Source organism: Bacillus sp. SSR7, from assembly GCF_055902415.1.
In genome coordinates this window covers 716325-735556 of record NZ_JBVVXV010000001.1, presented here as the reverse complement: position 1 = coordinate 735556, position 19232 = coordinate 716325, and the positions used below count along the sequence as shown (strand labels likewise).

Below are 19232 nucleotides of genomic sequence, written 5' to 3'. Positions count from 1 at the left end.
TTCACTGTTTTTCATGTTATGATAAATTTTATATAAGATTGAAAGAAGGTTTTTCTACATATGAAACATGCTGAAAATGAATACTTAAATTTATGCCGCCATGTAATGGAGCATGGTACGAAGAAAGAAGATCGTACAGGGACAGGCACTGTATCTGTATTTGGTTATCAAATGCGTTTTGATCTAAGTAAAGGTTTTCCTTTATTAACGACAAAGAGGGTGCCATTTCGCCTTGTAGCAAGTGAATTGCTTTGGTTTATGAAAGGTGATACAAATATTCGTTATTTATTGCAGCATAATAACAACATTTGGAATGAATGGGCATTTAAGAGTTGGGTAGAAAGTGACGAGTATACGGGTCCTGACATGACTGATTTCGGTCTTCGCTCACAACAAGATGAGGAATTTAAAGTTCAGTACGATGAGCAAATGGAATTGTTTAAAAAGAACGTTTTAGAAGATGATGATTTCTCAAATAAATATGGTTATTTAGGAGACGTATACGGTAAGCAGTGGCGTGCTTGGAAAACGACAGCTGGTGAGACGCTTGATCAATTAAAAGATGTAATTGAAATGATAAAAAAAACGCCAGATTCACGTCGCCTAATTGTATCTGCTTGGAATCCTGAAGATGTACCAAGTATGGCATTACCACCTTGTCATACGTTATTTCAGTTTTATGTAGCAGACGGTAAACTTTCTTGTCAGCTATATCAAAGAAGTGGCGATATATTCCTTGGAATTCCATTTAACATTGCAAGTTACTCGTTACTAACACATTTAATTGCACATGAATGCGGACTTGAAGTGGGAGAATTTGTTCATACAATTGGAGATGCACACATTTATACGAATCATTTTGAGCAAGTAGAAAAGCAATTGGCGCGTGAACCACGTCCGTTCCCGAAACTTACATTAAATCCAGATGTGAAATCTGTGTTTGATTTTGAAATGGAAGATTTAACGATTGAAGGATATGATCCACACCCAGCAATTAAAGCACCGGTTGCAGTATAATTGTAGAGGAGATGAAAAGATGATAGTTTCATTTATGGTCGCAATGGACGAGAATAGAGTAATTGGTAAAGATAATAATTTACCTTGGCGTTTACCGAGTGAATTACAATATGTAAAGAAAACAACGATGGGTCATTCGCTTATTATGGGAAGAAAAAACTATGAAGCGATTGGTAGACCACTGCCTGGAAGACGTAATATTATTGTAACTCGTAATGAAGGGTATCATGTTGAAGGCTGTGAAGTAGCACATTCTGTAGAAGAAGTGTTTGAGCTATGCAAAAATGAAGAAGAGATCTTTATTTTTGGCGGAGCGCAAATTTATGATCTCTTTTTACCTTACGTAGACAAGTTATATATAACAAAAATCCATCATGCATTTGAAGGAGATACATTCTTCCCAGAAATGGATATGACAAATTGGAAAGAAATTTTTGTTGAAAAAGGTTTAACGGATGAAAAAAATCCGTATACGTACTATTATCACGTATATGAGAAGCAACAATAGTAAAAAAGATTGATGTGAAAATTCACATCAATCTTTTTATTTGTATCCATCAATATAGGTTTATAGATGAGATTCGATAGTGCTATAATGAATGGTAGCATGTAAAAATGCTAAAATTTTCAAGAGTATTAAGATAGAAAGAGGAGGAGAATCGATTGAGAAAGATATGGGGGGTTCTTTTTCTTTGCTTAACATTCATGTTAGTCGGATGTGGTAAAGAAGAAAAACCACAAGAAGCATTTGATACATATGCAAAAGCATGGAATAAACAAAAATTTGCAGAAATGTATGATCAATTGTCAGAAAAGGCAAAAAAAGATATTTCAAAGAAAGAATTCACTGAGAAATATGAAAAAATTTATGCTGGCATTGAAGTGAAAGACTTAAAAGTGGAAGCAGGAGAAGTAAAAGAAGATAAAAAAGATGAAGGTCCTGTTCCTTTTAAAGTAAGCATGGATACTGTTGGTGGTAAAATCAATTTTGCCCATGAAGCAAAAATGGTGAAAGAAAAGGATGGAGATAAAGAATCTTGGAAAATAGATTGGACTCCTGATTTTATATTCCCAGGTATGACGAAAGATAGTAAAGTACGTATGCAAACGACAGAGCCGAAGCGCGGAGAAATATATGACCGTAACGGTAAATATCTTGCGGTAAATGGTAAAGCTTCTGAAATCGGATTGATTCCTGAAAAATTAGGGGATGCAGCTCCGCAAACGAAAGAAACGGTAGCGAAGTTACTAAATATGTCTGTCGAAGAAATTGATCAAAAACTAGCAGCTAAATGGGTAAAACCAAATTACCTTGTACCAATTGGAATATTGCCTGAAGGAGCAACACAAAATACGTACATAGATTTACCTGGTGTTGCAACAAAGCCAGTAAATGTTCGCTCATATCCATTAGGAGAAGAAGCCGCACATCTTACTGGCTATATTGGAAAAGTGAATGCTGAAGATTTAAAAACGTTACAAAAGAAAGGTTATCAAGCAGATGATCCGGTAGGTAAAGCTGGTTTAGAGCAAGTACTGGAAGAAAAGCTACGCGGTAAAAAAGGTGGCCGTGTCTTCGTAGAAGATGCACAAGGAAAAGAAATTAAAAATTTAGCAAAAACAGATGCTGTTGATGGAGAAAATGTAACTTTAACGATTGACAGTGCAGTTCAAAGCGAAATTTATAATGAAATGAAAAATGAGGTAGGATCAAGTGCAGCAATTAATCCAAAGACTGGAGAAACACTTGCACTTGTGAGCACACCAGCTTATAACCCAAATACCCTTACAAGAGGGGCGTCAAAAGCGCAACGTGATGCGGTAAATAATGATCCGAAAAAACCGATGACGAATCGATTTACACAATTATCAGTTCCAGGATCTGTATTTAAGCCGATTACAGCTGCAATCGGTCTTGAAACGAAAACAATTGATCCAAAAGAAGAGTTAAAAATTGAAGGATTAAAATGGACAAAAGATTCTTCTTGGGGTAATTATTATGTAACACGTGTAAAAGATGCAAATCCGATTGATTTTGATAAGGCGATGAAATACTCGGATAATATTTACTTCGCACAAGAAGCTTTGAAAATCGGAAAAGACAAGTTTATGAGTGAAGCGAAAAAATTCGGATTCGATGAGAAATTACCAATTGAATATGGGTTCCCAGCTTCTAAAATCGCAAATGATGGTATTAAAAATGATATTCAAATGGCAGACACAGGTTATGGACAAGGACAAGTATTAATGACGCCACTCCATCTAGCATTAACGTACGCACCAATTGTTAATGAAGGAAACATACCTTCTCCATATATAATTAAAACAGATAAGCAACCAAAAGCTTGGAAAGAGAATGTAATTTCAAAAGGCAATCAGGATATATTAAAAACTGCTATGACGAAAGTAATTAATGATCCAGATGGTACTGGGAAAATTGCTAAAATTGATGGCATGACTCTTGCTGGAAAAACAGGTACAGCGGAATTAAAAGTATCAAAAGAGGCTGAAGGAAAAGAACTAGGCTGGTTCGCTGCATTTGATTTAAATTCACCAGATATGGTTATTACTATGATGATTGAAGATGTAAAAGGTAGAGGCGGAAGTAATATTCCAGCTGAAAAAGTAAAACATGTATTTCAAAAATAATATGTAATAAAAGGTTAGCTCTATAATTTGTAGAGCTAGCCTTTTTATCCCACTTTAATGAGCAGTAAGACCCACACCTCAAAATTCAGCGAAAGCAAAGAAGTTAGGTAGGGGGCGGGCTGCCCATAAAAGTCCGATTGGTGAGGGCTGATTAAAGTTTCACTTTATATGAAAGAATTCTTAATATCTGTATACTGAATTTTAAGGAAACAAAACAAATCATTAACTTACGAAAAAAAAGTAGCTATTTTTTATTGACACCGAACGAAACTTTTTGTATTATACTTACATAAGGTAAGTTATTTACTTTCAAATTATAAATCTCAAATTAAAGATAAAATGTATAAAAGGGAGAGAATACAATGACAAAAGTACTATTTATTACAGCAAATCCAAATTCAGCAGAAGGTTCTTTCGGAATGGCAGTAGGGGAAGCTTTCATCGAAGCTTATAAAAACGAACATCCACAAGATGAAGTTGTAACAATTGATTTATTCAATACTACAGTACCAGCAATCGATGCAGATGTATTCGCTGCTTGGGGTAAATTTGCAGCAGGTGAAGGATTTGAAGCTTTAACTGAAGCTCAACAACAAAAAGTTGCAGCAATGAACACAAACTTAGAAACATTTATGCATGCAGATCGTTATGTATTTGTAACTCCAATGTGGAACTTTAGCTATCCACCAGTAGTAAAAGCATACTTAGATAACTTAGCAATTGCAGGTAAAACATTCAAGTATACTGAAAATGGTCCAGTTGGCTTATTAGAAGGTAAAAAAGCACTTCACATTCAAGCAACAGGTGGCGTTTATTCTGAAGGAGCATACGCAGCTGTGGACTTCGGCCGCAATCACTTAAAAACAGTATTAGGATTCATTGGTGTAAATGAAACTGAATATATTGCAGTTGAAGGTATGAATGCAAACCCTGAAAAAGCACAAGAAATTAAAGAAGCAGCAATTGCTAATGCTCGTGAATTAGCAAAACGTTTCTAATATAGAATGGTTAAAAAGTCCAAACACTTGTTGTTTGGACTTTTTTTCTTCTTTTTCCTTCGTTTGTCTAGTATAATGAAGGTCGGAATGATAATAGGTGGGGGTTCTGTATGATTCAAACGTTTTTTAAAATCTTTTATTTAATTGTAATCGTAATTGCGATTACACCAAGAATGTGGCGCCTTAAAAGACAAGTAAATACGATGTCGCCACTAGAAAAAGATAGTGCTGTGTACAAAACGACAAATTGGTTTGGTAAGAAAATGGTACGTGTAGCTGGGGGAACAGTAGAAGTTAAAGGACTTGAAAATGTTCCGAAAGACAAGCCGGTACTAGTTGTAAGTAATCACCAGAGTAATATGGATATCCCTGTTTTACTAGGTTATTTAAATAAACCAATTGGCTTCGTTTCAAAGGCAGAGATTAAAAAGTTCCCAGTTGTACCAACTTGGATGGAACTTATGAATTGTGTATTTATGGATCGTAGTGATCGTCGCCAATCACTTCAAGCGATTAAAGATGGAATTGAACTATTGAAGAATGGGCATTCTATCGTAATTTTCCCTGAAGGAACGAGAAGTAAGGGTGGCGAAATTGGAGAGTTTAAGGCTGGGAGTTTTCATCTTGCTGTAAAATCTAGTGTAGCAATCTTACCTGTAACATTAGATGGGACATATAAAATGTTTGAAGCGAATGGAAACCGTATGAAGCGAGCTCGTGCAACAGTAACAATTTCTAAGCCGATTACACCTGAAGAGTATGCGACTATGGATATTAAAGAGTTAACGAAGTATACACAGGATGTTATCGCATCACAATTACATAAGTAATAAAAAAGGTTTCAGCTTACATTAAGCTGAAACCTTTTTTATTATGCCGTAGGTAAGACGTAAAAGAGTACGCAGAAGAACATCATCGCACTACCACCTAATACGAAAAGATGCCAAATGGCATGGTTGAAAGGTAACTTTTCCCAAAGGAAGAATATAGCTCCTACAGAATATAAAATTCCACCTGCTAAAAGTAGTGAAAAACCATGTCCAGTTAGATTTTCATAAAGTGGTTTAATAGCAACGATTATGAGCCATCCCATTATGATATAACATAGCGTCGATGCCTTAATAAAGCGACGTACAAAGAAAATTTTGAAGATGATACCCCCGATTGCTAGTGTCCATATAATTGCGAGTAACGTCCAACCTAATGGTCCACGAAGCGTAATAAGTAAAAAAGGAGTATATGTGCCAGCGATTAATAAATAAATGGCTGAGTGATCTAGTATAGTAAATAATTTTTCTACTTTTGGATGGTGAATGCTATGTAACAATGTCGAAAACAAGTACAGTAAGAACATGCTTACACCGTAAACCGTAAATGCAACAACAGCAGATGCGGTACCATGTTTAGAGGCATGAATAATCAATATGATTAAGGCAGGGATGCTTAAAATGGCACCGATACCATGTGTAATTGCATTTGCAATTTCTTCTTTCACAAATTGTGTCATTCGTGTCATTTTTTCAGTCATAATGGTAATCCTTTCTACTATCATAAAATAATATGTCTTTTCCCTTACCATATCATACACAAGGGCAATAGAAAATGAAATTTGTATAATTGATTATATTTTTGAATTTTTTTGATAAAAGTCAATGGATTTGTTGACGTTTTCAAACTTTTTTGACAAAATAAAATTATGTAATAGTAGGACAAGGAATCTACTAATAAAGGGGATGGAGAAATGTTTTCAAATATTGGCTTTCCAGGATTAATTTTAATTTTAGTAGCTGTACTTATTTTATTTGGGCCGAAAAAATTGCCGGAAATCGGAAAGGCTTTAGGGGAAACGTTAAAAGAATTCAAAAAATCAACGAAAGAATTGACTGATGATGCATTTCAAGAGAAGGAAAAGAAAGAAAAAATGTAATGGATTTTCCTCGAAATGGATAAATTAAGTGTGGTGAACGAGATGGAAGATCGGGAAATGAGTGTAGTAGAACATATAGTTGAGCTTCGCAAACGAGTAATATATACCGTGTTATCCTTTGTACTATTTTTAATTGTTGGGTTTACTTTTACGAAGGATATTTATTTTTGGCTTGTAAAAGACTTACCAATGAAATTAACTGTTCTCGGTCCAAGTGATGTATTGTGGATTTTTTTCTCGATTGCTACAGTATTTGCTATCGTTTGTACAATTCCTTTTGCTGCTATACAAATTTGGTTATTTGTAAAACCGGGTTTACATCCAAATGAACAAAAGATGACGTTAATGTATATACCGGTATTGTCTATATTATTTATTGCAGGTTTATGCTTTGGATATTTCGTTGTAATGCCGTTTTTATTTCATTTTTTAACTACGATAGGTAATGAAATGTTTAATACGATGTTTACGACAGAAAAGTATTTTCATTTTGTTCTTAATTTAACAGTTCCATTTGCTGTAATTTTTGAATTGCCAGTAGTAGTAATGTTTTTAACGAGTATTGGACTGTTGACGGCGGAATTTCTAATAAAAATAAGAAGGTATGCTTACGTAGCATTGATTATCATTGCATCGTGTATATCACCGCCAGATTTTTTATCACATAGTTTAGTTGCGGTACCGCTTATTTGTATTTATGAAATTAGTATCGCTTTATCAAAGATTGTTAGTAAGCGAAAAAAGAAAAGAGAAGAAGAAATTCAGTCGAAAAGTGCCTCGTTATAAAGGCACTTTTTTTATTTATTTGTTATACTCTAGTTATAAACGTATACAATATAGAGAAGAAAAAAAATATAGAATCTCCAAAATTTAGACAAACTTTGCGCTTTTATAAGTTTATACTGAATATATTAAGCAATATACGGATAACGAGTCCTTGTCTTATTAGGAATTTAGGATGGGGGATGGATTAGGTGAAGATGAATAGAGTAAAAATCTTTTAACCATAAGGACTACAGAGATTGTCTAAGGATACTTTTGTATTCATGGGAGTCGCCACTTTAAACAACGTGTTACAGCGTAAAGTAGAAGAAGTTCAAAAATCCAATGAAAAAGAGGATTGATATTGTGATTACGAAAAGTTTTTATTTCACTCATTCAACAGGGGAGTGTATTAAAATATTTGAAATCCCTGTCCTACAAGCGCAGCATCCATTATCGTTTCTAATACAGTCTCGTCTTCAATTATTTATTGCAAAAATTCAAAAACAAAAGCACCCAAGATTTTCGTATTCTTTCCGTGAATATTTACAAAATTGTTTGAAGTGGAATGATTATTTAAATGTATATAAAACAAATACTCTTGAAAAAAATGCATGATATAGAGTGGGGACAGGGTTAAGAGCTCTGTCTTTTTCATTTTAGATATAAAAATATAATTAATTTAATGAAATTTCGTTTCAAATTGTTGAAAGCAATGGGAATACTAGTATAATAACAAGGAGAGCGTATTGGAAAGGGAAGAATATAATATGCAAAAAATTAAAATTGTAACAGATTCAACGGCAGATTTATCACAAGAGGTAATTGAGAAGTATGACATTCATGTTCTACCATTATCAATCTCTGTAAATGGACAAACATATTTAGATCGCGTTGATCTACAACCAGATGAATTTATTGAAGAAATGATTAGATCAGAGGAACTACCAAAAACATCACAACCAGCAATGGGTACATTTGTAGAAATGTATGACAAGTTAGGTGAAGATGGAAGTGAAGTACTTTCCATTCATATGACAAGTGGAATGAGTGGTACTGTGGCAACTGCAAATAGTGCTGCATCAATGACCGACACAAAAGTAACAGTTGTTGATTCGCAATTTATTACACATGCTTTAGCATATCAAGTAGTTGAAGCTGCGAAAATGGCAAATGAAGGACGCTCACTAGAAGAAATTTTAAAACGTGTAGATGAAGTAAGGAAGAATACTCGTTTATATGTAGTAGTAGATACATTAGAAAACTTAGTGAAGGGTGGGCGTATCGGTAAAGGAAAAGCATTTATCGGTTCGTTGCTTAATATAAAACCAATTGCTAGCCTTGAAGATGGTGTTTATAACCCTGTAACGAAAGTGCGTAGCCAAGGTCAAATTGTAAAAACGTTAGCTAAGTTATTTGAGGAAGATACAGCTGGAAAAGTTGTAAAAGCTGTGGCAATTCCGCATGCGAAAGCAATTCCTTTAGCTGAAAATGTAAAAGCGGCTGTTGAAAAAGTAAGTGGATTTGCTCAATCAGAAATTTTCTTTACAACGCCTATTATTAGTACTCATACAGGTCCGGGTGCAATCGGATTTATGTATTTAGCAGAGTAATAAAAAAGCTACTTGAAATTGATTTCAAGTAGCTTTTTTATGTGAATAGAAAGTAAGAAATAAGAAGGGCTATACAGGCACACCCGCTAATGATATAGCGAGTCTGTAAATATTCATTCATAGAAAACACCCACTGATTAAAGTTTCGCTTTATGATTTTCTATATTATATGTTGGATATAGAAAATAAGTAGTTACGTTATACATGTAATGTTTCAACTTCTTTATTCACTTTTTTAGCATGTGTTTCGCTATTATAGGTGAAAGTTTGACCTAAAAAGAGTACATGCAGTTGTTCCCACGGTAACATACGCAAATTCCAATTATTTCGAAGCCTTGTTATTGCCTCGCGAGGTGTTTCATCGGCGAGTGCAAAAGCTCCGTAATGCATGGGTATAAAGTGTGTAGCATTTAAATCTAAATAAGCTTGCACTGCTTCTTCAGGTGAAACGTGAGATATTTTCATAAACCATTCTGGTTCATAAGCTCCAATTGGCATAAGGGCAATATCAATGGAAAAGCGTTTGCCAATTTCTTTGAAACCTTGGAAATAGCCACTGTCTCCACAAAAATAAATGGTTTCCTCCATATTGTCATTCTTAATAATCCATCCACCCCAGTGAGATGTGTTCATATCAAATAATGATCTTCTCGTCCAGTGCTGAGCGGGTACGAAGTGAAAGGAAACATCATTAATAGTCGTACTTTCCCACCATTTATACTCTTCTACATTGTTGAATTTTTTACGAGTAAATAATTTTTTTAGCCCAATGGGTACTAAGTATAATACGTCATCGTTAAGTTGGCGAAGTGTTGAAAAATCTAAATGATCATAATGACCATGTGAAAGAAGAACAATATCAATTTTAGGTAGTTCTTTTATAGAAAGTCCAGGTTCTGTAAGTCTTGGGACTAGCTTTAATTTATTGGCCCATACTGGATCCGTTAATATATTAAGTCCATTCGTTTGGATAAGAAAAGTGGAATGCCCAATCCATGTGACAGTCGTTTTTTCAACATTACTTTGCAAAAATGCACTTTGTTTAACAGGTGATTGTTCTACTAAGAAAGAAAAATCTTTTTTGTTTTGCTTTCGTTCTTTACGCCAGCGTATAAAAGAGCGAATTGATTTTTTTGTGCTAACATTATCCATATTTTCATAGCGCTTTGCCATGAACATCACCTCATTTAAAATCGTTGTAATTGTATTGTACCGAAATGTTGTTAAGGAATACAGTGTATAACATGGATGAATGTTTAAGGAATTGTTAAAAAATAGGGGGATCTATTTACAAAAGTAACAACAAAATTAGTTTTGCAACTTCTATTTAGAGAAATAATAGTGAAAAAATATATTTTGTCTAGTGATTCGCTTGAAATAAAGAAGTAACATACGTAAATTCGTACGATTTCGTGAACAAATGTAGTAAACAATTTTCTCGTAGTGTTAACTTTTGTTATGATAAACATAACCTATTTAAATTTAGGATAGAGAAAAGAGGTTTATAAATGAAGCGTTATCAAAAAATAATTGGTCTTATGGTTGTAGTTTGTCTCTTTGTACTTGCTGGATGTAGTGGATCAGGTTCAAAGCTTCGTAAACCATTAAATTGGGATTTAGAAACTTTCCAATTTACTAATCAAGATGGAAAACCATTTGGTACAAAAGATTTAAAAGGGAAAGTTTGGGTTGCAGATTTTATGTTCACAAACTGTCAAACAGTTTGTCCGCCAATGACTGCTAATATGGCAAAATTACAGAAAATGGCGAAGGAAGAGAAATTAGATGTTCAGTTTGTATCATTTAGCGTAGATCCTGACCTTGATAAACCGGAAAACTTGAAAGCTTTTATTCAAAAGTTTACAGAAGATACAAGTAACTGGAACCTGTTAACAGGTTATTCGTTAGAAGATATTACAAAGTTTGCAAAAGATAATTTCCAAACACTTGTAGATAAACCTGAGAATGGTCAAGTTATGCATGGTACATCATTTTATTTAATTGATCAAAACGGAAAAGTAATGAAAAAGTATAATGGTATTAGTAATACGCCGTATGAGGACATTATACGTGATATGAAGCGATTAGCAGAATAAAAAGAAGGGTGCAGATTAAAGCACCCTTCTTTTTTTACACTAGTCTATGGATAAAATGTCATGTTGTTGAGGAAGTTTTGGTGCCCGAATTTCTAACACGCCATTTTGATACGAAGCTTTCGCTGCTTTTTTATTAATGGAGTACGGTAATTTAATCAATCTGGATGCTTCTGAAATGGAACGTTCTCGGCGATAATAGTTATGAGATGTTTCTTCTTCAGCCTCTTCAAGTATTTCTTCTTTTACAGAGACTTTTAAGTATTCACTTTGTATTTCAATTTGAATTTGTTCTTTTTGTATACCTGGTAGTTCAGCTGTAACAACGAGTTCTTCGCCAACTTCGTATAAATCTACAGGGAATGTTAATAAACGGTTTCCTTTTTGGAAAAAATGATTTAAATCAGCGATTACATTACGAAGTGGTGTTTGCTCGAAGAAATCATCAATTTGCTTTAAATAATTACGAACCGGTGGGCGAGAAGAGTCTTTTTTTTCTTCACTCATGATATTCCCTCCTAAAAATCAATTTGCAATATCATATGACAAAAGCGGAGAAAGGTGAGTGCCTAGTTTTCATGTTTTCATAAAAAATTGTTAAAAATGTGAAATGGAGTGATTTTTTTATAGTTTTTGGTCGCCATATTCAGTTGATTATGCTAGTATAAATAGGGTTGATATAGTAGTATAGAGACAGAATGAAAACTGAAAGAGGGTAAGAAGTATGTGTGGTTTTGTAGGATGTTTATGTGAAAACCCTAGAGAGTTTTCAGAAACAGAAAAACATCAATTTGAAAATATGAACACGATGATTTTCCACCGTGGTCCAGATGACGAAGGATATTTTCGTGATGAACATGTACAATTTGGCTTCCGCCGTTTAAGTATCATTGACTTAGAGGCAGGACATCAGCCGCTAACTTATGAAAATGATCGATATGTAATTATTTTTAATGGTGAAATTTACAACTATGTAGAATTACGTGAAATGTTACTTGAAAAAGGTGCAACGTTTGCAACGCAATCTGATACAGAAGTTATCATTGCATTGTATGCACATATGAAAGAAAAATGTGTAGACTATCTTCGTGGTATGTTTGCATTTATGATTTGGGATCGTGAAGAGAAGAAACTTTTCGGTGCACGTGATCACTTCGGTATTAAACCTCTATACATCGCACAACAAGGTGATACTACATTCTTCGCATCTGAGAAGAAAAGTATTATGCATGTGATGGAAGATAAAGGTGTTAATCCAACGTCTTTACAACATTACTTTACGTATCAATATGGTCCAGAGCCAGAAACATTAACAATTGATGTTAATAAAATCGAGCCTGGTCATTATTTCGTAAAAGAAATCGGTAAAGAGATGGAAATCCATCGCTACTGGAAGCCTTATTTCAATGCTTCAAGTGCAACGAAAGAGGAGCATATCCAAGCGATTCGTGATGTGTTATATGATTCAGTAAAAGTGCACATGCGCAGTGATGTACCAGTAGGTTCATTCTTATCTGGTGGTATCGATTCATCTATCATCGCTTCTATCGCAAGAGAAATGAATCCAAATCTTTTAACATTCTCTGTTGGTTTTGAGCAACGTGGTTTCAGTGAAGTTGATGTTGCGAAAGAAACTGCTGAGAAATTAGGCGTTAAAAACCATAACGTATTCATTTCTGCAAAAGAGTTTATGGATGAGTTTCCAAAAATCATTTGGCATATGGATGATCCTTTAGCTGATCCAGCAGCTGTACCGTTGTACTTCGTTGCTAAAGAAGCACGTAAACATGTAACAGTTGTTCTTTCAGGTGAAGGTGCAGACGAGCTATTTGGTGGTTATAACATTTACCGTGAGCCAAACTCACTGAAAATGTTCTCTTACATCCCTAGCCCAGGTAAGAGCGTTCTAAAAGCATTAAGTGGTGCTCTTAAAGAAGGGTTTAAAGGAAAGAGCTTCCTAGAGCGTGGATGCACGCCAATTGAAGAGCGTTACTATGGAAATGCTAAAATCTTCCGTGAAGAAGAGAAAGCTGAATTAATGAAGTATTACAATGAAAGTGTTAACTATATGGATATCACGAAACCATTGTATAACGAAATTAAAGATTATGATGATGTAAGCAAAATGCAGTACATTGACATGTTCACTTGGTTACGCGGTGACATTTTATTAAAAGCTGATAAAATGACAATGGCGAACTCATTAGAACTTCGTGTACCGTTCTTAGATAAAGAAGTATTCGATGTTGCATCTAAAATTCCAACTGAATTTAAGATTGCTAACGGAACTACGAAAGCTATTTTACGTGAAGCAGCACGCGGAATCGTTCCAGATCACGTATTAGATCGTAAAAAACTTGGATTCCCAGTACCAATTCGTCACTGGTTAAAAGACGAAATGCATGATTGGGCTATCAATATTATAAACGAGAGTAAAACAGAGCATTTAATCGACAAACAGTATGTATTAAACTTACTGGAAGCACATTGTGCAGATAAAGGCGATTATAGCCGTAAAATTTGGACTGTACTTGCGTTTATGGTATGGCATCAAATTTATGTTGAGCATAAATACGATACGAATAAGTTCCACGAAGAAACGAAACGTGCGTATAGCTTAGTTTAATTAGAAAAACCTTAAGATCGCATATGGTCTTAAGGTTTTTTTTCATAAATAGGGCGTATTGTTGATACAATAATAGTAAAAGGATGGACAACATATGATTACGTTTGAAAAAGTAACTGTAGAAAATGAAAACGTTGTGAAAGAAATGTTTCGCTCACATAGTTTAACTGAGAATCAAGTACAGTATTGTGTGAAGGTTGATGATACATATATCGGTGTAATAGACTATAGTGTACAAGAGGAGACTGCAATTTTATCTCAATTAATTATTCACTTTGACTATCAAAGTTACGGTTATGGGACAAATACGTATTTCACATTTGAAATGATGATGAAAGAAAGAAATGTGAAAGAGATAAAGGTAGTACAAACGGAATTAACAGAACAAGCAAAATCATTTATAGAGAGCTTTGGGTTTAACGAGGAAGATGGGATATATGTGAAGAAAATATAGCGATGAGTAGTTATGCGGGATAAATATAAGGCAGGTGGATGTATGATGATGACTTCTGGTCTTGTATTAATTGGAGGGTGTTTTTTAGTAGCGGAGCTAAGCCATATGTTTATTCGAAAAAGAATGAATAAGAAGAGAAAGCCGTATGAATTACAATATGCCCCAGTGTTTTTCCTTTTGTTTTGTATGCTACTTACATTACAAAATATAACGACCTTTCCACCGCTGTTAAATATTTTTTTAAAGTTCGGTTTGCTGTATAGTACCACTGGAATAGCCCTTTTATTTCTTTTATTTTGCATACGTTATATTCACTATCAATCGTATATATTTATTTTAAATTGGTTAAAGCAAAATGATAGAAACCGCCTTACATAAGGCGGTTTTTTTATTTACGTTATGTATTGACTGGAATTACAATTACTTTCTTACGCCCATTTCTTTTTTACATGTTACGCTTAAAAAATTTGAGTAGCAAATAGGCACAAAAATATTTTGAATAAAAATGAGGGTGCAATTATATATATTGAAAAAGTTTTCTGATGTATCTATTGACAATGTATGAGATATACATTAATCTTTAAATGCTAATGATAATCAATTTCACATAGGAGGACTTATGACACGCATTAAAAATATTCTTATACTTTGCGTTATGTTACTAATGGTCGTAATCGCAGGGTGTGGTAAAGAAGAAGAGCAGAAAGATAAAGATACATCAGTAAAGGCAAAAGATTCTTATAGTATAAAGCATGCAATGGGCGAAACAACAGTGAGTGGTACGCCAAAAAGAGTTGTTGTTTTAACAAATGAGGGCGCTGAGGCACTTTTATCTGTTGGAGTAACGCCGGTTGGAACGACGAAACCACGAGCTGGTGATGAATGGTATCCTCATTTAGCGGAAGAGTTAAAGAATACGAAAGTAGTAGGAACTGAGCGTGACATTAATTTAGAAGCAGTAATGAAGCTTCAGCCGGATTTAATTATCGGAAATAAAATGCGTCACGAAAAAATATACGAGCAGTTAAAAGAAATCGCGCCAACAGTATATGCTGAAACATTACGCGGTGATTGGAAAGAAAACTTTACACTTTATACAAAAGCTGTAAATAAAGAAAAAGAAGGGCAAAATGCTCTTAATGATTATAAAAAGCGTATTGCAGGAATAAAAGAAAAATTAGGTGATAAAGTTAACTCTAAAGTTTCCATTATTCGCTTCGTCCCAGGTGATGTTCGTATTTATCAAAAAAATTCATTCTCAGGTGTTGTATTAAATGATATTGGGTTTAAACGACCACCACTACAAGATAAAGATGAATTTGCGATAAAAGGGATTACAAAAGAGCAAATTCCAAATATGGACGGGGACTATTTATTCTATTTCACATCTGATAAAGATGGGGATAAGAATAATGAAGGAAACACGTTAGCAAAAGAATGGACAGAAGATCCACTCTTTAAGCAACTGCAGGCTTCTAAAGATAATAAAGTATTCCAAGTAGATGAAGTGATTTGGAATACAGCAGGTGGTATTGTCGCTGCAAATCTTATGTTAGATGATATTGAAAAATATTTTCTGAAGTAAATGAACGGTCGAGTACATCACTTTAAATAGGTGATGTACTTTTTATTTATGAAAATACAGAAAATTCCTTCTTTTATGTATGGATAAGTTGTACAATTAAACCAATCATGGAATAAAGGAGTGGGAATAAATGAAAGCTACTCATAAAGATTGGATTTTGTTTAACGGAAGAATTGTAAATACGAAGGAAGAACAGCCGATGATTCCATTAGAAGAGAGAGGCTTTCAATTTGGCGATGGTATATATGAGGTATTCAGACTATATGATGGGAAGCCACATTTATTAGATTTACATTTAGAACGATTCTTTCATTCTATGGAAGAAATAAAACTAATTCCACCGTTTACTAAGGAAGAGTTGGTGGAAGAGTTACATCAAATGATTGAAAAAAATCACTTTCAAGAAGATGGGAATGTATACTTGCAAATATCAAGAGGTGCTCAAGCACGTAATCATGTATATGAGTCAAATATGCAACCAACATATTTTGCAAACATTGTTTCTTTTCCACGACCAATTGCTGCTATGGAACGAGGGATAAAAGTTACTGTAGAAGAGGATATACGTTGGAAGTTCTGTCATATAAAATCTTTAAATCTGCTACCTAATGTTATGATTAAAAATAAAATAAACGAACAAGGATATCAAGAAGCAATATTAGTACGAGATGGAATTGTAACGGAAGGATGTCATTCCAATTTCTTTATGGTGAAAAATAATAAATTGATTACACATCCGGCTGACAATTTCATTCTTCACGGCATTACACGTCACTTCGTTATTACATTAGCGAAAGAGTTACATATTGAAGTAGAAGAACGAGAATTTTCACTACAAGAAGTATATGAAGCTGATGAATGCTTCTTCACAGCGACACCACTTGAAATATTCCCAGTCGTTCAAATAGGTGATGAACAGTTTGGAACCGGCGAAAGAGGACCAATTACAAAGAAACTCCAAGATGCATATGAAGAAAGTATTAGTTTGTTTAAAGTTACGAACTAAAGTCACGAAAAAAGCTGGTATTCGTCCAGCTTTTTTTCATGATATAATTCAAGCATAGGACAAGATTTGAAAACGCTGTAAAAAGGGGATTTAATGTATGCATTATGAAGATTTTAAAGAAGTAATTCACGGTAGACGAAGTGTTAGAAAGTTCACAGAACAAGAAGTATCCACTAGTGATATAAAAGAAATTATTGATTGTGCTCGTTATGCACCGAGTGATACAAACTCGCAAACTTGGGAGTTCTTGGTCATTATGAACCGAGAGAAAATTAAAGAAATTGAACAAATGACATGGGATGCATTACATAAACTTGCGGCAAAAGCGGCAGAAAATGGAGAAGAGAAAGCAGGGAAATTACTTACACGATCTTTCGGACCATATGCAACAGCTTTCTCGGAGGCCCCAGTATTAATCGTATGTTTGGCAACGCCATATGAATCAAAGTTTCGTGAAAAGATATTTGATCCAATTGCTTTTGTTCCGGATTCAGTTTGGGAAGAAGAAGGAATTAAGAGTAGCTGTTTAGCGGCACAAAACTTAATGTTGGCTGCACATGCGAAGGGGCTTGGTACATGCCCAATGACAGGACCAGTATTGTTAGCTCAAGATGAACTGCGCCAATATTTACAAATTGAGCCTGAAAAACAAATAAATATGGTTATTTCACTCGGTTTTCCGAAGGATAAGCCAAAGAAACTCCCAAGAAAAGAAGTGGATGAGATTACAACATTTGTTTTTTAAAGCCTAAAATAAAAAGACATTGTTCATTCAATGTCTTTTTATTTTGGATAGGTATGTAATTAATCTGTTGGGCTAAAATGATAGATAAGAGGGAATTACTATTTATTTCATAAAAAAAATTAATGTTCTATTAAGGAAAGTATGATACATTAATCGTGAGCAAGATTCTATTTGTTCATGAAAGTGTTACAAGTAGTCTTAAAATTTAAAAGTTATTTTTGTATAATAAATTATAATGAAATGACAGGGGGGATGAATTTTGAAAAAATTCATAATCACTGGATTGTCTGTATTGTTATTAGTTGGTTGTGGTGTTTCACAAGAAAAAGAGGGTACACAATCAAAGCAGGAAGAAAAAGTTGTAAACGCGAGTAATGAGAATATAGTTTTATTTCCTGAAGGAGCAGTGCCAATTGGAGAAGGAAAAGTAAAAGTTATTACACCAGATGGCACGTCTGAGAATGGTAATATACCAGCTGTATTCATTAAAAAGGATACTTTAATTCAACACGTTGAATTAGAGCTTTCTAATTTTCAAAACGATAAAGAAACATTTGTATTTGTAGATCAAGTATATGCAGATAAATATCAAGTCACTAGTACAACACAGACAACAGTACAATTAAAGGAAAAGATGCTTGAGACAGGTAGTCATACGATTACTGCAGTTCAGTATGAAAACAATGACCCGAAAGGAAAGGTTATTAGTTTTAATCAAGCAACATTTGAGACAAAACCTGCGTCTTAATAAGAATAAAAAGTACATTACTCAAAAAGTAGTGTGCTTTTTTGTTTGGATTAGAGGGTGCAATAGTGAATAACTTGTTTCGTTTTCAAATACGATTAAATAGAAAGAAATCACTTATTACTTCTATGATAGAGGAAGAAGTTGAAGATGTGAATCGGTGTATTCGTATCGTCTTGATTAGTATGATGATGTCCTTAATTTGGTTTATGATACAGGAGGTTATTCAAGTTACGCTCCATTATCAAATTCATGACTTATTAATAGGAGCTATTTGTGTTACCATTGTTTATCTATTATATGATAAACTCGGACTAAGGTAAGTTTCAGAAGGAAAATGTAGGTATTTCATTTGAAATGTCGAATAATACATACGATGTCGTAATAACAAATTTTCTATTGTTTACTGTGAAACAGGAGAAGGAGAGATAGTAATGAAACGAGCTCTTATAAATATTGATTATACATATGATTTTGTAGCTGAGAAAGGTGCTTTAACATGCGGAAAACCAGGACAAGAAATTGAGAAGGAAATTGTCCATTTAACGAAGCGATATATTGAAAATGGAGATTACGTAGTCTTTGCAATCGATAAACATGAAGAAAACGATGTATATCATCCAGAATCAAAGTTATTCCCGCCTCATAACATAGCCGGTACAAATGGAAGAGAGTTATTTGGTGAATTACAAGGTGTGTATGAAACATATAAAAATGCAGAGAATGTATATTATATGGATAAAACACGATATAGTGCATTTGCAGGAACAGACCTAGAGATGAAGTTACGAGAAAGAGGAATAGAAGAAGTTCATCTTGTAGGTGTTTGCACTGATATTTGTGTTCTTCATACAGCGGTAGATGCTTATAATAAAGGATTTAAAATTGTAGTTTTTGAAAAGGCGGTTGCATCTTTTAATGCGCAAGGGCATGAATATGCACTTGGACATTTTAAGACATGCCTACATGCAGAAGTGAAGTGAAAAAAGAGGCCTTTAAAAAAAGGTCTCTT

22 protein-coding genes and 1 pseudogene are annotated in these 19232 nt (G+C 34.1%); 20 read left to right on the top strand and 3 right to left on the bottom strand.

Features of this window, described 5'->3' with window-relative positions:
• Positions 1-60: 60 nt before the first annotated feature.
• The 5 genes from AC0NJG_RS03655 to AC0NJG_RS03635 all read left to right on the top strand — a co-directional run bounded on the left by AC0NJG_RS03655 (position 61) and on the right by AC0NJG_RS03635 (position 5494).
• A complete protein-coding gene (locus AC0NJG_RS03655; RefSeq protein ID WP_000679600.1) occupies positions 61-1017 on the top strand; it encodes a thymidylate synthase in 957 nt (318 codons plus the stop codon).
• A 19-nt stretch (positions 1018-1036) separates the two neighbouring features.
• The gene (locus AC0NJG_RS03650) at positions 1037-1525 is read left to right on the top strand and encodes a dihydrofolate reductase (RefSeq protein ID WP_014893782.1); all 489 of its coding nucleotides are present in this window, start codon (positions 1037-1039) and stop codon (positions 1523-1525) included.
• Between the two features lie 155 nt (positions 1526-1680).
• A complete protein-coding gene (pbpC, locus tag AC0NJG_RS03645) occupies positions 1681-3666 on the top strand; it encodes a penicillin-binding protein 3 (protein WP_087952401.1) in 1986 nt (661 codons plus the stop codon).
• A 362-nt stretch (positions 3667-4028) separates the two neighbouring features.
• A complete protein-coding gene (locus AC0NJG_RS03640; RefSeq protein ID WP_000170016.1) occupies positions 4029-4664 on the top strand; it encodes an FMN-dependent NADH-azoreductase in 636 nt (211 codons plus the stop codon).
• 110 nt (positions 4665-4774) lie between these two features.
• Positions 4775-5494 (top strand): lysophospholipid acyltransferase family protein, encoded by a 720-nt coding sequence (locus tag AC0NJG_RS03635; protein ID WP_087952402.1) that lies wholly within the window; start codon positions 4775-4777, stop codon positions 5492-5494.
• Positions 5495-5535: 41 nt separating this feature from the next.
• Here AC0NJG_RS03635 and trhA read toward each other — a convergent pair whose 3' ends face one another.
• Positions 5536-6192 carry a PAQR family membrane homeostasis protein TrhA gene (trhA, locus tag AC0NJG_RS03630; protein WP_000136894.1) on the bottom strand — a complete coding sequence of 219 codons (657 nt, stop codon included), beginning with the start codon at positions 6190-6192 and terminating at the stop codon, positions 5536-5538.
• A 213-nt stretch (positions 6193-6405) separates the two neighbouring features.
• Here trhA and AC0NJG_RS03625 point away from each other — a divergent pair, with 213 nt between their 5' ends.
• From AC0NJG_RS03625 to AC0NJG_RS03610, 4 genes are all read left to right on the top strand, one after another.
• The gene (locus tag AC0NJG_RS03625; RefSeq protein WP_000492443.1) at positions 6406-6591 is read left to right on the top strand and encodes a twin-arginine translocase TatA/TatE family subunit; all 186 of its coding nucleotides are present in this window, start codon (positions 6406-6408) and stop codon (positions 6589-6591) included.
• Positions 6592-6633: 42 nt separating this feature from the next.
• Positions 6634-7377: a twin-arginine translocase subunit TatC gene (gene tatC, locus AC0NJG_RS03620; protein ID WP_000390139.1), complete on the top strand. Its 744-nt coding sequence runs from the start codon at positions 6634-6636 to the stop codon at positions 7375-7377.
• 342 nt (positions 7378-7719) lie between these two features.
• Positions 7720-7971 (top strand): DUF2535 family protein, encoded by a 252-nt coding sequence (locus AC0NJG_RS03615; protein WP_000629015.1) that lies wholly within the window; start codon positions 7720-7722, stop codon positions 7969-7971.
• A gap of 152 nt (positions 7972-8123) precedes the next feature.
• Positions 8124-8966 carry a DegV family protein gene (locus AC0NJG_RS03610; RefSeq protein WP_087952695.1) on the top strand — a complete coding sequence of 281 codons (843 nt, stop codon included), beginning with the start codon at positions 8124-8126 and terminating at the stop codon, positions 8964-8966.
• A gap of 198 nt (positions 8967-9164) precedes the next feature.
• On the opposite strand, the gene AC0NJG_RS03605 is transcribed toward AC0NJG_RS03610, so the two are convergent.
• The gene (locus AC0NJG_RS03605) at positions 9165-10139 is read right to left on the bottom strand and encodes an MBL fold metallo-hydrolase (RefSeq protein WP_087952404.1); all 975 of its coding nucleotides are present in this window, start codon (positions 10137-10139) and stop codon (positions 9165-9167) included.
• A 335-nt stretch (positions 10140-10474) separates the two neighbouring features.
• Here AC0NJG_RS03605 and AC0NJG_RS03600 point away from each other — a divergent pair, with 335 nt between their 5' ends.
• The gene (locus AC0NJG_RS03600) at positions 10475-11062 is read left to right on the top strand and encodes an SCO family protein (RefSeq protein ID WP_087952405.1); all 588 of its coding nucleotides are present in this window, start codon (positions 10475-10477) and stop codon (positions 11060-11062) included.
• 39 nt (positions 11063-11101) lie between these two features.
• Here the strand turns inward: AC0NJG_RS03600 and AC0NJG_RS03595 are convergent, their stop codons facing one another.
• Positions 11102-11566 carry an Hsp20/alpha crystallin family protein gene (locus tag AC0NJG_RS03595; protein WP_001288083.1) on the bottom strand — a complete coding sequence of 155 codons (465 nt, stop codon included), beginning with the start codon at positions 11564-11566 and terminating at the stop codon, positions 11102-11104.
• A 217-nt stretch (positions 11567-11783) separates the two neighbouring features.
• Here AC0NJG_RS03595 and asnB point away from each other — a divergent pair, with 217 nt between their 5' ends.
• The 10 genes and pseudogenes from asnB (at position 11784) to AC0NJG_RS03545 (ending at position 19203) form a co-directional block, all read left to right on the top strand.
• Positions 11784-13685, top strand: a complete 1902-nt coding sequence (gene asnB / locus AC0NJG_RS03590; RefSeq protein ID WP_000333816.1) for an asparagine synthase (glutamine-hydrolyzing) — start codon at positions 11784-11786, stop codon at positions 13683-13685.
• Between the two features lie 94 nt (positions 13686-13779).
• Complete coding sequence (locus AC0NJG_RS03585) at positions 13780-14139, top strand: GNAT family N-acetyltransferase (protein WP_087952407.1); 360 nt, start codon at positions 13780-13782, stop codon at positions 14137-14139.
• Positions 14140-14187: 48 nt separating this feature from the next.
• Positions 14188-14517 carry a hypothetical protein gene (locus AC0NJG_RS03580; protein WP_087994856.1) on the top strand — a complete coding sequence of 110 codons (330 nt, stop codon included), beginning with the start codon at positions 14188-14190 and terminating at the stop codon, positions 14515-14517.
• Positions 14518-14525: 8 nt separating this feature from the next.
• Positions 14526-14621: pseudogene (locus AC0NJG_RS03575) on the top strand (phosphatase PAP2 family protein); the annotation flags it as partial.
• 137 nt (positions 14622-14758) lie between these two features.
• Positions 14759-15724 carry an ABC transporter substrate-binding protein gene (locus AC0NJG_RS03570; protein WP_088326939.1) on the top strand — a complete coding sequence of 322 codons (966 nt, stop codon included), beginning with the start codon at positions 14759-14761 and terminating at the stop codon, positions 15722-15724.
• 130 nt (positions 15725-15854) lie between these two features.
• Complete coding sequence (gene dat / locus AC0NJG_RS03565; RefSeq protein WP_087952409.1) at positions 15855-16730, top strand: D-amino-acid transaminase; 876 nt, start codon at positions 15855-15857, stop codon at positions 16728-16730.
• A 97-nt stretch (positions 16731-16827) separates the two neighbouring features.
• On the top strand, positions 16828-17475 hold the full coding sequence (locus tag AC0NJG_RS03560) for a nitroreductase family protein (protein ID WP_087952410.1): 648 nt from the start codon (positions 16828-16830) through the stop codon (positions 17473-17475).
• 259 nt (positions 17476-17734) lie between these two features.
• Positions 17735-18223 (top strand): hypothetical protein, encoded by a 489-nt coding sequence (locus AC0NJG_RS03555; RefSeq protein WP_087952411.1) that lies wholly within the window; start codon positions 17735-17737, stop codon positions 18221-18223.
• Between the two features lie 65 nt (positions 18224-18288).
• On the top strand, positions 18289-18543 hold the full coding sequence (locus AC0NJG_RS03550) for a hypothetical protein (protein WP_087952412.1): 255 nt from the start codon (positions 18289-18291) through the stop codon (positions 18541-18543).
• Between the two features lie 111 nt (positions 18544-18654).
• Positions 18655-19203 carry a cysteine hydrolase family protein gene (locus tag AC0NJG_RS03545; protein ID WP_087952413.1) on the top strand — a complete coding sequence of 183 codons (549 nt, stop codon included), beginning with the start codon at positions 18655-18657 and terminating at the stop codon, positions 19201-19203.
• Positions 19204-19232: the final 29 nt, after the last annotated feature.